Origin of the sequence: Enterobacter sp. MGH 24, from assembly GCF_000493015.1 — a bacterium.
Classification (GTDB): Bacteria; Pseudomonadota; Gammaproteobacteria; order Enterobacterales; family Enterobacteriaceae; genus Enterobacter.
Map to the genome: position 1 here is coordinate 527076 of NZ_KI535657.1, position 12777 is coordinate 539852.

The window sequence follows — 12777 nt, forward strand, 5'->3', positions numbered from 1 at the left end:
GCGCTTACCGGGCCTACACGGATCGTAGGCCGGGTAAGGCGAAGCCGCCACTTGGCGCTTACTTTCCGCCCGCTAACTCAATAAAGCTTCCCGTTACGTACGACGCCTTCTCGCTCAGCAGCCAGACAATCGCCTGCGCCACCTCTTCCGGCTGGCCGCCGCGCTGCATCGGCAGCAGCGACTTAACGCGATCTACCCGCCCCGGCTCTCCGCCGGACGCATGAATATCGGTATAAATCAGACCCGGACGTACGCAGTTGACGCGAATGCCCTGCGCCGCCACCTCCAGCGCTAGCCCGGTCGTCAGCGAATCCACCGCCCCCTTCGACGCGGCATAATCCACATATTCACCCGGCGCGCCCAGACGCGATGCCGCGGAAGAGACATTCACTATCGCCCCACCCTTGCCGCCATGTTTGAAGGACATGCGCTTTACCGCCTCACGGCAGCAGAGAAAGTAGCCCGTGACGTTGGTCGACAGAACGCGGTTAATGCGATCTGCGGACAAATTCTCGATAGTCGATTGCTCAAACAGAATGCCGGCATTATTGACCAGCGCACGAAGCGGCTCGCCTTCACGATCGAGGCTGTCAAACATCGCCAGCACCTGGGCTTCATCACTGATATCTGCGCGGACGACAAAGGCTTTACCGCCCGCTTCAACGATCTGGTTGATCACGTCCGTCGCGGCCTTAATGTTGTGATGATAGTTCACCCCCACGGTGTAGCCTTCGCGTGCCAGCTGCAGCGCGGTGGCTTTCCCTATGCCCCGGCTGGCGCCGGTGACCAGTGCAATTGCCATTTTCCTCTCCCAATAAAAAAGCCGGGTGGCGGCTTCGCCTTACCCGGCTTACGTTACTACATCAGCAATATTACTGGTATTCGCTCATCGGCACGCAGGAGCAGAACAGGTTACGGTCGCCGTAGACGTCATCAAGACGCTTCACGGTCGGCCAGTATTTGTTTGCCACGCCTGCCGGGAAGACCGCCAGCTCGCGGGAATAACCGTGGTTCCACTCTGCCACCATTTCGTGCTGGGTGTGCGGGGCGTTAACCAGCGGGTTATCTTCCAGCGTCCACTCGCCGTCCTGCACGCGGTCGATCTCCATGCGGATGGCCAGCATCGCGTCGATAAAGCGGTCCAGCTCGGCTTTGCTTTCAGATTCCGTTGGCTCCACCATCAGCGTACCCGCTACCGGGAACGACATGGTTGGCGCGTGGAAACCGTAGTCGATCAGACGCTTGGCGATATCCAGCTCGCTAATGCCGGTCTGCTCTTTCAGCGGACGAATATCGAGGATGCACTCGTGCGCCACGCGGCCGTCGCGGCCAGTATAGAGCACCGGGAAGGCGGACTTCAGGCGAGTCGCAATATAGTTGGCGTTCAGGATCGCCACCTGGCTCGCCTGCTTCAGCCCTTCCGCGCCCATCATGCGGATGTACATCCAGCTGATTGGCAGGATAGAGGCGCTGCCGAACGGTGCCGCAGAGACCGCGCCCTGACGGGTCAGCATACCTTCAATCTGCACCACGCTGTGGCCCGGCACAAACGGCGCCAGGTGCGCTTTCACGCCGATAGGACCCATGCCCGGGCCGCCACCGCCGTGCGGGATGCAGAAGGTTTTGTGCAGGTTCAGGTGCGACACGTCCGCGCCGATAAAGCCCGGAGAGGTGATGCCCACCTGAGCGTTCATGTTCGCGCCGTCGAGGTAAACCTGACCGCCGAACTGGTGCACCACTTCACACACTTCACGGATAGTCTCTTCGTACACGCCGTGGGTTGACGGGTAGGTCACCATGATGCAGGAGAGCTTATCGCCCGCCTGCTCGGCTTTCGCACGCAGGTCGGCCAGATCGATGTTGCCGTTCTTATCGCACGCCACCACTACGACTTCCATGCCCGCCATCTGGGCAGAGGCCGGGTTGGTCCCGTGGGCGGAGCTTGGGATCAGGCAGATATCGCGGTGGCCTTCGTTGCGGCTTTCGTGGTAGTGACGGATCGCCAGCAGGCCCGCGTACTCACCCTGCGCGCCGGAGTTCGGCTGCATGCAGAGCGCGTCGTAGCCGGTCAGCTTCACCAGCCAGTCGGAAAGCTGGTTGATCATCATGTGATAACCTTCCGCCTGCTCTGGCGGGCAGAACGGGTGCAGCTCGGAGAATTCAGGCCAGGTGATCGGGATCATCTCTGCCGCGGCGTTCAGCTTCATGGTACAGGAGCCCAGCGGGATCATCGCCTGGTTCAGCGCCAGATCCTTGCGCTCCAGAGAGTGCATATAGCGCATCATCTCGGTTTCGCTGTGGTAGCGATTAAAGACCGGATGCGTCAGGATCGCGTCATTGCGCAGCATGCTTTCCTGAATGGAGCGGCTGTCGAGCGCGACCTCTTTGTCGAGCGCATCAATATCCAGACCGTGTGCGTCACCCAGCAACACGCTGAACAGGTTCAGGATATCGTCGCGGGTGGTACTTTCATCCAGCGTAATGCCAACGGCGTTGTGGATATCGCTGCGCAGGTTGATCTCTGCCGCGTTCGCGCGCGCCAGCACGGCCGCTTTGTCCGCCACTTCCACACACAGGGTGTCGAAGTAGTGAGCGTGGCGCAGCTTAAGGCCTTTCTGCTGCAGACCGCAGGCCAGAATATCGGCCAGACGGTGAATGCGGCTGGCAATGCGCTTCAGGCCAGCCGGGCCGTGGAACACGGCGTACAGGCTGGCGATGTTTGCCAGCAGCACCTGGGAGGTACAGATGTTGGAGTTCGCTTTCTCGCGGCGGATATGCTGCTCGCGAGTCTGCATCGCCATGCGCAGCGCGGTGTTACCGGCAGCATCTTTTGAGACGCCGATAATACGGCCAGGCATAGAGCGTTTGAATTCATCTTTCGCGCCGAAGAACGCCGCGTGCGGGCCGCCGTAGCCCATCGGCACGCCGAAACGCTGAGCTGAGCCGAAGACAATATCCGCGCCCTGTTTGCCCGGCGCCGTCAGCAGCACCAGCGCCATAAAATCGGCGGCAACGCTGACAACCACTTTGCGGGTTTTCAACTCGGCAATCAGCGCGCCGTAGTCGTGCACTTCGCCGGTGGTACCTACCTGCTGCAGCAGCACGCCGAAGACGTCCTGGTGATCCAGCACTTTGTCAGCGTCGTCGACGATCACGTCAAAGCCGAAGGTTTCCGCACGGGTGCGCACCACGTCCAGCGTCTGAGGATGCACGTCCGCCGCCACGAAGAAGCGGTTGGCATTTTTCAGCTTGCTCACGCGTTTTGCCATCGCCATTGCTTCGGCGGCAGCGGTCGCTTCATCCAGCAGCGAGGCGGAGGCGATATCCATACCGGTCAGATCCAGCGTCACCTGCTGGAAGTTCAGCAGCGCTTCCAGGCGGCCCTGGGAGACTTCTGGCTGATACGGGGTGTAAGCGGTGTACCAGCCCGGGTTTTCCAGCATGTTGCGCAGGATAACCGGCGGCAACTGCACGTTGGTGTAGCCCATGCCAATGTAAGACTTATAGCGCTTGTTCAGGCCTGCGATAGCCTTCAGCTCCGCCAGCGCGGCGAATTCCGTAGTGGCTTCCCCCACCTGAGGCGGCGTGGCAAGCTGGATGTCTTTTGGCACAATCTGGCCGATCAGTGCGTTTAATGAATCCGCGCCAACTGTCTTCAGCATCTCCTGCTGTTGCTGAGCATCCGGCCCAATGTGACGTTCAATGAAGGCGCCACGGTTTTCAAGCTGGCTTAAAGTCTGTGTCATGAGCGATGGTTCCTGAAACGTGCAGTGAATCGTAATTATCTGTAACGCTGTTGCCCGGTGGCGCTAACGCTTACCGGGCCTACGTAGATCTGTAGGCCGGATAAGCGCAGCGCCATCCGGCACAACGTTATTCGTCTTCCAGTAGTGCTTCGTACGCGGTCGCATCCAGCAGCGCGGCAACCTGAGATTCGTCGCTGGCTTTGATCTTGAAGATCCAGCCGCCTTCATAAGGCTCGCTGTTCACCAGCTCTGGCGAATCGCTCAGCGCGTCGTTGACGGCAACGATTTCGCCGCTTACCGGGGCATAAATGTCAGAAGCCGCCTTAACGGACTCCGCCACGGCGCAGTCGTCGCCCGCGCTAACGGTCGTGCCCACGTCAGGCAGGTCAACAAACACCATGTCGCCCAGCAGCTCTTGCGCGTGCTCGGTGATCCCTACGGTGTAAGTGCCGTCCGCCTCTTTGCGCAGCCACTCGTGTTCTTTGCTGTATTTCAGTTCTGCTGGCACATTGCTCATTGAAGTTCTCCTGATAAAAATGATTAGGCGACCGGCTTACCGGCGCGAACAAAAATCGGTTTGGTTACGTTGACCGGCATTTCGCGGTTGCGGATTTGCACCACCGCCGTTTCGCCAATACCCGCCGGCACGCGTGCCAGTGCAATACTGTAGCCCAGCGTTGGGGAGAAGGTACCGCTGGTGATCACGCCTTCGCGATGATTGCCGTCGGCATCGGTGAAGCGCACCGGCAGTTCGCCGCGCAGCACACCTTTTTCCGTCATCACCAGACCCACCAGTTGTTCAGTGCCCTTCTCGCGCTGCATCTCCAGCGCTTCACGGCCAATAAAGTCACGGTCAGCCGGTTCCCACGCGATGGTCCAGCCCATGTTGGCGGCCAGCGGAGAGACGCCTTCGTCCATCTCCTGACCGTAGAGGTTCATCCCCGCTTCCAGACGCAGCGTATCGCGCGCGCCCAGACCCGCAGGCTTCACGCCCGCTTCCACCAGCGCGCGCCAGAAATCAGCGGCCTTCTCGTTCGGCATCGCAATTTCGTAGCCCGCTTCACCGGTGTAGCCGGTGGTGGCGATAAACAGATCCCCCGCCTGCACGCCGAAGAACGGCTTCATGCCCTCGGTGGCTTTGCGCTGCTCGTCGTTAAACAGAGACGCGGCTTTCGCCTGTGCGTTCGGCCCCTGCACGGCGATCAGCGACAGGTCGTCACGGACGGTGATGTCAATGGCGTAAGGTTCGGCGTGTTGAGTGATCCAGGAGAGGTCTTTTTCGCGGGTGGCGGAGTTTACAACGAGGCGGAAGAAATCTTCAGTGAAGTAATAGACGATAAGGTCATCAATCACGCCGCCCGAGGCATTCAGCATGCCGGTATAGAGCGCTTTACCCGGCGTCTTCAGTTTGGCGACGTCATTTGCCAGCAGATAACGCAAAAACTCCCGGGTGCGGCTACCGCGCAGATCGACAATCGTCATGTGGGACACGTCGAACATACCGGCATCGGTGCGCACCGCGTGGTGCTCATCAATCTGCGAGCCGTAGTGCAGCGGCATCATCCAGCCATGGAAGTCCACCATGCGGGCGCCGCATAACACGTGTTGTTCGTACAAAGGAGTCTGTTGAGCCATCTTGTCCTCGTTGAAAAATTCACCGTGAAACCCGGTATCGGCCTCGTTCCCGAGTGCCGACGCAAACGTTCTCTTTTACCTGAACTTACCACCGAAACCGGCGGTTAACCATAAGGCAAAACGGGTCATCACATTAGCTTATGACCAAAAAACGCTGAAAAGCCTACAGAGTTATTCACTGGAAAAATGCGATTAACCCCGCACAAAATTAACAATGATCTAACAGGATTTAGCACATGGTGATATTTCGTGCGGAAAAACGGGCCGAATTTCCGTAACGACAAAAACGTGACATTAGATTATCTAATGCGAAAAATGAGGTGAAATTAGAATATTTCAAACGAGGGAATTTCCCCGGCGCAGAGGCCGGGAAAATAAAGTGTGACAGGGGTCTAAATTAACGTAGCCAGTCCGGCAGGTCGTTAAGACCCATCGCCTGACGGAGGAGTTGAGGTTTAACACCCGGAAGGGTGTCAGCAAGCTTGAGTCCGATATCGCGCAGCAGTTTTTTCGCCGGATTGGCTCCGGCAAACAGCTCGCGGAAGCCCTGCATGCCCGCCAGCATCATCGCCGCACTGTGCTTGCGGCTGCGCTCGTAGCGACGCAGGTAGAGATGCTGACCGATATCTTTGCCTTCGCGATGCAGGCGACGCAGTTCCTCAACCAGCTCCGCCGCGTCCATAAAGCCAAGGTTAACACCCTGCCCGGCCAGCGGATGAATGGTATGGGCCGCATCTCCCACCAGCGCCAGACGGTGCGCGGCAAACTGACGCGCGTAGCGGCCGGTTAATGGGAACACCTGTCGCTCGCTTTCAAGCGTGCACAAGCCAAGGCGGTTATCAAACGCCACGCACAGCGCCTGGTTAAAGGCATCCGGCGTCGCCGCCTGCATCAGCTGCGCTTTTTCCGGCACCAGTGACCAGACGATAGAGCACAGGTGCGGATCGGCAAGCGGCAGGAACGCCAGAATGCCGTCGTTGTGGAAAATCTGCCGCGCCACGCCGCCGTGCGGCTCCTCGGTACGGATCGTCGCGACCAGAGCATGATGGCGGTAATCCCAGAAGGTCAGCGGGATATCGGCTTTGTTGCGCAGCCAGGAGTTGGCACCGTCAGCACCGACCACCAGACGCGCGGTCAGCATGTCGCCGCTTTGCAGGGTGATAAACGCCTCGTTTTCCCCCCACGCCACCTGCTGGATCTGCGCGGGCGCAACCAGCGTTACGTCGCTGCACTGCTGCGCTTTCTGCCACAGCGCGTGGTGGATCACCGCGTTTTCGATGATGTGACCCAGATGGCTATAGCCCATGCTTTCATCATCAAAAGCAATATGACCAAAGCTGTCTTTATCCCACACTTCCATGCCGTGATAGCAGCTGGCGCGCTGCGCCACAATATCTGCCCAGACGCCAAGGTGCGTCAGCAATTTCTCGCTGGCGGCATTGATCGCCGAGACGCGGAGTTCCGGCGGAGCATCTGGTGCAACGGGCTGAGGCTGCTTTTGCTCCAGCACCGCCACGCGCAGGCCGCTGCCCTGTAAACCACAGGCCAGCGCCAGTCCGACCATACCGCCGCCAACGATGGCGACATCAACATTTTGCACGGTGATAACTCCTTAACGCGCGACCCAACCCAGGGTCCGCTGCGCCAGCACGTCACGTGCCGGAATGAATAATTCCATCGCCATTAGCCCGAGGTTGCGGCCTGCAACCAGCGGTGCCCAACGATTGGCAAAGAGATGGACTAAGCCGTCGGTGACGCCGATTGTCGCCTCTTTATCCACCTGGCGGCGCTTCTGGTAATGGCTTAGCACCGAATACGCGCCGCAATCTTTTTGCTCACTCCATGCCAGCGCCAGCGATTCCGCCAGGCTCATGACATCCCGCAGTCCAAGGTTGAATCCTTGTCCGGCAATCGGATGTAATGTCTGCGCGGCGTTGCCGACCAGCGCCACGCGGTGAGAAACAGACTGCGATGCGGTGGTTAACGACAGCGGGTAGACCGCACGTTTCCCCGCATGGGTAATACGCCCCAGCCGCCAGCCAAAAGCTTTTTGCAGCTCGGTACAAAAACGTTCGTCTGACCAGGCTTTAACCTCTTCAGCCTTATCCTGCGGATGACACCAGACCAGGGAACAGCGCCCGTCCGACATCGGCAGCATCGCCAGCGGGCCGTACTGCGTAAAACGCTCAAACGCCCGGCCGCTGTGTTCAGCTGCGGTCGCGACATTCGCAATGACCGCAACCTGCCCGTAAGGCTGCTGACGCCACTCGACGCCGCACTGCGTGCCGAGCGCCGAGCGCGAGCCGTCCGCGGCGACCAGAAGCTGGCCTTCAAGGACGGTGCCGTTTTCCAGCGTCACGCTGACCGACGCCTCACTGCGGCTTACGCTTGCCACGCGCGCCGGACAATGCAGCGTAACGCCCGGCGCGTCCTGAAGCAGGCGGAACAGTCGCAATCCGACGTCGTGCAGCTCAACAACCTGACCCAGCGCGTCGATACGGTAATCCTGCGCGTCCAGCGTGACAAAGCCAGCATGGCCGCGATCGCTGACGTGAACGGTGTTAATTGCCGTGGCGCAGTCGGCGATCGCCTGCCAGATGCCAATACGGGACAGCTGCTGGCAGGTACCCTGTGCCAGGGCAATGGCGCGGGAATCAAAACCGGGATGATTCTTTGCCTGCGGCGCAACGGCTTCCACCAGGTGCACCGGAAGCTGGCCTTTCGTCAATTGCGAGATGGCCAGCGCCAGCGTGGCCCCGGTCATGCCGCCGCCAACGATAATCACGCTCATACGCGTGCCGCTGCCATCAGCGCCTCGATATCGTCAGCGTTTTTCACAACGCTCGCGGTCAGGTTTTCGTTACCGGTTTCGGTAATAACGATGTCATCTTCAATACGAATGCCAATCCCGCGGTACTCTTCAGGCACGTCGGCATCCGGCGCGATATACAGCCCCGGCTCCACGGTTAACACCATGCCCGGCTCCAGCACGCGCGAACGGTCGGTGCCGTACGCGCCAACGTCATGTACATCCAGCCCCAGCCAGTGGCTCAGGCCGTGCATGAAATACGGTCGATGCGCATTCTCAGCAATCAGGGCATCAACATCCCCTTTCAGGATCCCGAGCCTGACCAGACCGGTAATCATGATGCGCACCACTTCGCCGGTCACTTCCTGCATGGACGTTCCGGGACGATACAGCCTGAGCGCCGTCTCAAGCGACTCGAGAACGATGTCGTAAATCGCGCGCTGTGCCGGTGAGAATTTACCGTTCACCGGGAAGGTACGGGTGATATCCCCCGCGTAGCACTGATATTCGCAACCGGCGTCAATAAGCACCAGATCGCCGTCGCGCAGCGCGCTTTCGTTTTCGGTGTAGTGCAGAATGCAGCCGTTTTCCCCGCCGCCAACGATGGTGTTGTAGGAAGGATAACGCGCGCCGTGACGGTTAAATTCGTAGTGAATTTCGCCTTCCAGCTGGTATTCGAACATCCCGGGACGGCATTTCTCCATCGCGCGAGTGTGCGCCAGGGCGCTAATTTCACCCGCGCGGCGCATCAAATTCAGCTCTTCTTCAGACTTGAACAGGCGCAACTCATGGACCACAGGGCGCCAGTCCGTCAGCGTGGCCGGTGCGGACAGGTTCTGCCGCGAGCCTTTGCGCAGCTTATCCAGCGCGGTGAAAACAATCTCATCGGCGTAAGCATATTCGCCCTGCGCGTGATAGAGCACGTCGAGGCCGTTAAGCAATTGATAGAGCTGCTGGTTGATTTCGCTAAACGCCAGCGCGCGGTCAACGCCCAGCTTTTCCGGTGCGGCCTCCTGCCCTAAGCGGCGGCCAAACCAGATTTCAGCCGTCAGATCGCGCACGCGGTTGAACATCACGCTGTGGTTGTGGGTGTCATTGCTCTTAATCAGCACCAGCACCGCTTCCGGCTCGTTAAAGCCGGTGAAGTACCAGAAATCGCTGCTCTGGCGATAGGGATATTCGCTGTCGGCGCTGCGCGTAACTTCGGGCGCAGCAAAAATCAGCGCGGCGCTGCCCGGCTGCATTGTTGCCAGCAGTGCCTGACGGCGGCGGGAATACTCTTGACTCGAGATAACCATGACACCCTCCTGTGCGTTATTTTTCTTAATGTAAGGTTGGCTTGCGGACTTCCGGCGCGGTCGGCTGTGAGCGCGTGAAGTTGTCGTGGCACAGCAGTGCCGCCACGCGCACGTACTCGATGATCTCTTCGAGAGACATTTCCAGCTCTTCCTGATCTTCGTCTTCATCGTAGCCGAGCTGGGCAATGTTGCGCAGGTCGTCGATTGCTTCACCCGCTTCGCCGGTCACTTTATCCAGTTTAGGCTGCGTCACGCCCAGCCCCAGCAGATAGTGGTTTACCCACCCGGCCAGCGCATCGGCGCGATCGAACACGCTGACGTCGTCGCCTTCAGGCAGATAAAGCTGAAAAAGGAAGCCATCGTCTTCCAGCGAATCGCTGGTTGCGGCGTGCATTTTACGCAGCGCTTCCGCCAGCTCGTGACCAAACGCCAGCCCTTCATTCGTGAGGTCGTGGATCAGCGGCTGCCATGAGCTGTCGCTGTTTCCGCCGCACAGCATGCCACTGATCAGACCGTGCATTTCGGCAGGGGTTAAACCGATTCCCTGCTGGTTCAGTAACTGGTTTAAATCCTTGTAACCAGGCATTTCGTTCTGTATAGACATGAGCATTCGTCATCAAAGGGGGGAAGTTTCATGATATGCTACCACTTTGGACCCTGGTGATACCAGAAAAGGGCTTGTATCTTCACATCAGGGTAGCTATAGTGTCGCCCCTTCGCAGCCCCCGGGGCAGTAAGCGAAGGCAGCGCAGTCAATCAGCAGGAAGGTGGCATGTCTGCACAACCCGTCGATCTCCAGATTTTTGGCCGTTCACTGCGAGTGAATTGTCCGCCTGAACAAAGGGATGCTTTGAATCAGGCAGCGGACGATTTGAATCAGCGGTTGCAAGATCTAAAAGAACGCACTAGAGTCACAAATACTGAGCAGCTGGTTTTCATCGCCGCGTTGAACATCAGCTATGAACTGACTCAGGAAAAAGCGAAGACCCGCGACTACGCGGCAAGCATGGAGCAGCGCATTAAAATGCTCCAGCAGACCATAGAACAGGCGTTGCTTGATCAAGGTCGCAATCCCGAAAGACCGGGACCAAAGTTTGAATAACACTTCTCAGTTGACTATGGTAGAGTAACTGTGAAGACAAAATTTCTCTGAGATGTTCGCAAGCGGGCCAGTCCCCTGAGCCGATATTTCATACCACAAGAATGTGGCGCTCCATGGTTGGTGAGCATGCTCGGTCCGTCCGAGAAGCCTTAAAACTATGACGACACATTCACCTTGAACCAAGGGTTCAAGGGTTACAGCCTGCGGCGGCATCTCGGAGATTCCCTCTCTTTTCTTCTACCGACTACCATGACCCAATTCCCTGAAGTTTCCGCTTCACGCCAGGACATCCGTCAGCTCATTCGTCAGCGCCGCCGTGCGTTAACCCCCGATCAGCAAGCGCATTTTGCCCAGCAGGCCGCCGCCCGTATGATGGCGTATCCCCCTGTCGTGATGGCGCACACCGTTGCGCTGTTTCTGTCGTTTGATGGAGAGCTGGATACCCAACCGCTTATAGAGCAGCTCTGGCGCGCCGGGAAGAAGGTCTATCTGCCGGTGCTGCATCCGTTCAGCGAAGGCAATCTGCTGTTCCTGCACTACCACCCGCACAGCGAGCTGGTGGTGAACCGTCTGAAAATCACCGAGCCGAAACTTGACGTGCGCGACGTGCTGCCGCTGTCACAGCTGGATGTACTGATCGCGCCGCTGGTGGCGTTTGATGAACAGGGCCAGCGTTTAGGGATGGGCGGCGGTTTTTACGACCGGACGCTGCAAAACTGGCAGCAGTACGGGCTGCAGCCGGTGGGCTACGCGCATGATTGTCAGAGCGTGGAGGCGTTACCGGTGGAGAAGTGGGATGTGCCGTTGCCGGCGGTGGTAACGCCCAGTAAAACCTGGACCTGGTAGAATAAAGCCGGGTGGCGCTTACGCTTACCCGGCCTACAAATGCTCAGCGTAGGTCGGGTAAGGCGCAGCCGCCACCCGACACCACAAACCGCACTATCAGTACAGCAGACGCGCGCGAATTGTTCCCTGAATCGCCTTCATGCTCTGCAGCGCTTTCTCGGCAACATCGTCATCCGCTTCGATATCAATAACCACGTAGCCCATCTGCGAGTTCGTCTGCAGATACTGCGCGGCGATGTTGACGCCCTGCTCGGCAAAGATCTGGTTGATCGCGGTCAGCACGCCTGGACGGTTTTCGTGGATGTGAAGCAGACGACGACCACCGTGCAGCGGCAGAGACACTTCCGGGAAGTTCACGGCAGAGAGCGTAGAACCGTTGTCGGAGTATTTGCTCAGCTTACCCGCCACTTCCAGACCGATATTCTCCTGCGCTTCCTGGGTAGAACCGCCGATGTGCGGCGTCAGGATCACGTTGTCGAACTCGCACAGCGGAGAGGTAAACGGATCGCTGTTGGTGGCTGGCTCCGTCGGGAACACGTCGATGGCCGCGCCTGCCAGATGCTTACGCTTCAGCGCATCCGCCAGCGCCGGGATATCGACAACCGTGCCGCGCGCGGCGTTGATCAGCAGTGAGCCGGGCTTCATCAGCGCCAACTCTTCCGCGCCCATCATGTTTTTGGTGGACGCATTTTCCGGCACGTGCAGGCTCACCACGTCGCTCATGTTCAGCAGGTCAGACAGGTGCTGAACCTGGGTCGCATTGCCCAGCGGCAGCTTGCTTTCGATATCGTAGAAAAAGACATGCATCCCGAGAGATTCCGCCAGAATACCGAGCTGCGTACCGATGTGGCCGTAGCCGATAATCCCCAGCTTTTTACCACGCGCTTCGAAAGAGCCGGACGCCAGCTTGTTCCACACGCCGCGGTGCGCCTTAGCGTTCGCTTCAGGAATGCCGCGCAGCAGCAGCAGCAGTTCGCCGATCACCAGCTCCGCTACGGAACGGGTGTTGGAGAACGGGGCGTTGAAGACGGGAATACCGCGTTTGGCGGCAGCATTCAGGTCAACCTGGTTGGTACCGATGCAGAAGCAGCCGATAGCCACCAGCTTTTCCGCCGCGGCAATAACCTCTTCAGTCAGGTGAGTACGGGATCGCAGGCCAATGAAGTGGGCATCACGGATGGACGCTTTCAGCTCTTCGGTATCGAGCGCGCCTTTGTGAAATTCGATGTTGGTGTAACCTGCCGCACGAAGGCTATCGATTGCTTTTTGATGCACGCCCTCGACCAGCAGGAATTTAATCTTGTCTTTCTCCAGTGATACCTTTGCCATTTACCCGACCCT

The 12777-nt window shown here is 58.7% G+C and carries 11 protein-coding genes and 1 other RNA gene; 3 read left to right on the forward strand and 9 right to left on the reverse strand.

Translation table 11 applies throughout. From position 1 onward, the window contains the following. Nucleotides 1–58: 58 nt before the first annotated feature. From L370_RS19255 to L370_RS19220, 8 genes are all read right to left on the reverse strand, one after another. A complete protein-coding gene (locus L370_RS19255) occupies nt 59–802 on the reverse strand; it encodes an SDR family oxidoreductase (protein ID WP_023333310.1) in 744 nt (247 codons plus the stop codon). Between the two features lie 70 nt (nt 803–872). Then, nucleotides 873–3746, reverse strand: coding sequence for an aminomethyl-transferring glycine dehydrogenase (gene gcvP / locus L370_RS19250; RefSeq protein ID WP_023333311.1), 2874 nt, complete (start codon nt 3744–3746; stop codon nt 873–875). Nucleotides 3747–3873: 127 nt separating this feature from the next. Then, nucleotides 3874–4263 (reverse strand): glycine cleavage system protein GcvH, encoded by a 390-nt coding sequence (gene gcvH, locus L370_RS19245; RefSeq protein WP_008499718.1) that lies wholly within the window; start codon nt 4261–4263, stop codon nt 3874–3876. 23 nt (nt 4264–4286) lie between these two features. After that, a complete protein-coding gene (gene gcvT, locus L370_RS19240) occupies nt 4287–5381 on the reverse strand; it encodes a glycine cleavage system aminomethyltransferase GcvT (RefSeq protein WP_023333312.1) in 1095 nt (364 codons plus the stop codon). A gap of 397 nt (nt 5382–5778) precedes the next feature. Beyond that, complete coding sequence (gene ubiI / locus L370_RS19235; RefSeq protein ID WP_023333313.1) at nt 5779–6981, reverse strand: FAD-dependent 2-octaprenylphenol hydroxylase; 1203 nt, start codon at nt 6979–6981, stop codon at nt 5779–5781. A 12-nt stretch (nt 6982–6993) separates the two neighbouring features. Next, nucleotides 6994–8172 carry a 2-octaprenyl-6-methoxyphenyl hydroxylase gene (gene ubiH / locus L370_RS19230; RefSeq protein ID WP_023333314.1) on the reverse strand — a complete coding sequence of 393 codons (1179 nt, stop codon included), beginning with the start codon at nt 8170–8172 and terminating at the stop codon, nt 6994–6996. Beyond that, the gene (gene pepP / locus L370_RS19225; protein WP_155858065.1) at nt 8169–9482 is read right to left on the reverse strand and encodes a Xaa-Pro aminopeptidase; all 1314 of its coding nucleotides are present in this window, start codon (nt 9480–9482) and stop codon (nt 8169–8171) included. The genes ubiH and pepP overlap by 4 nt, the downstream gene beginning before the upstream one ends. A 31-nt stretch (nt 9483–9513) precedes the next feature. Beyond that, nucleotides 9514–10092 (reverse strand): YecA/YgfB family protein, encoded by a 579-nt coding sequence (locus tag L370_RS19220; protein WP_023333316.1) that lies wholly within the window; start codon nt 10090–10092, stop codon nt 9514–9516. Nucleotides 10093–10260: 168 nt separating this feature from the next. Between L370_RS19220 and zapA the strand changes: the two genes are divergently transcribed. The 3 genes from zapA to L370_RS19210 all read left to right on the forward strand — a co-directional run bounded on the left by zapA (nt 10261) and on the right by L370_RS19210 (nt 11436). Beyond that, on the forward strand, nt 10261–10590 hold the full coding sequence (gene zapA, locus L370_RS19215) for a cell division protein ZapA (RefSeq protein WP_006811891.1): 330 nt from the start codon (nt 10261–10263) through the stop codon (nt 10588–10590). A 41-nt stretch (nt 10591–10631) separates the two neighbouring features. Beyond that, a non-coding RNA gene (ssrS, locus tag L370_RS22450) (6S RNA) lies at nt 10632–10815 on the forward strand. Between the two features lie 24 nt (nt 10816–10839). Beyond that, nucleotides 10840–11436 (forward strand): 5-formyltetrahydrofolate cyclo-ligase, encoded by a 597-nt coding sequence (locus tag L370_RS19210; protein WP_023333317.1) that lies wholly within the window; start codon nt 10840–10842, stop codon nt 11434–11436. 96 nt (nt 11437–11532) lie between these two features. On the opposite strand, the gene serA is transcribed toward L370_RS19210, so the two are convergent. After that, nucleotides 11533–12765 (reverse strand): phosphoglycerate dehydrogenase, encoded by a 1233-nt coding sequence (gene serA / locus L370_RS19205; protein WP_023333318.1) that lies wholly within the window; start codon nt 12763–12765, stop codon nt 11533–11535. Between the last annotated feature and the right edge of the window lie 12 nt (nt 12766–12777).

What these genes read in the sequence shown, in the direction of transcription:
- gcvH (WP_008499718.1), bottom strand. Translation starts at nt 4,263, where the DNA reads ATGAGCAATGTGCCAGCAGAACTGAAATACAGCAAAGAACACGAGTGG.
- L370_RS19255 (WP_023333310.1), bottom strand. Translation starts at nt 802, where the DNA reads ATGGCAATTGCACTGGTCACCGGCGCCAGCCGGGGCATAGGGAAAGCC.
- zapA (WP_006811891.1), top strand. Translation starts at nt 10,261, where the DNA reads ATGTCTGCACAACCCGTCGATCTCCAGATTTTTGGCCGTTCACTGCGA.
- gcvP (WP_023333311.1), bottom strand. Translation starts at nt 3,746, where the DNA reads ATGACACAGACTTTAAGCCAGCTTGAAAACCGTGGCGCCTTCATTGAA.
- gcvT (WP_023333312.1), bottom strand. Translation starts at nt 5,381, where the DNA reads ATGGCTCAACAGACTCCTTTGTACGAACAACACGTGTTATGCGGCGCC.
- serA (WP_023333318.1), bottom strand. Translation starts at nt 12,765, where the DNA reads ATGGCAAAGGTATCACTGGAGAAAGACAAGATTAAATTCCTGCTGGTC.
- ubiH (WP_023333314.1), bottom strand. Translation starts at nt 8,172, where the DNA reads ATGAGCGTGATTATCGTTGGCGGCGGCATGACCGGGGCCACGCTGGCG.
- L370_RS19210 (WP_023333317.1), top strand. Translation starts at nt 10,840, where the DNA reads ATGACCCAATTCCCTGAAGTTTCCGCTTCACGCCAGGACATCCGTCAG.
- L370_RS19220 (WP_023333316.1), bottom strand. Translation starts at nt 10,092, where the DNA reads ATGTCTATACAGAACGAAATGCCTGGTTACAAGGATTTAAACCAGTTA.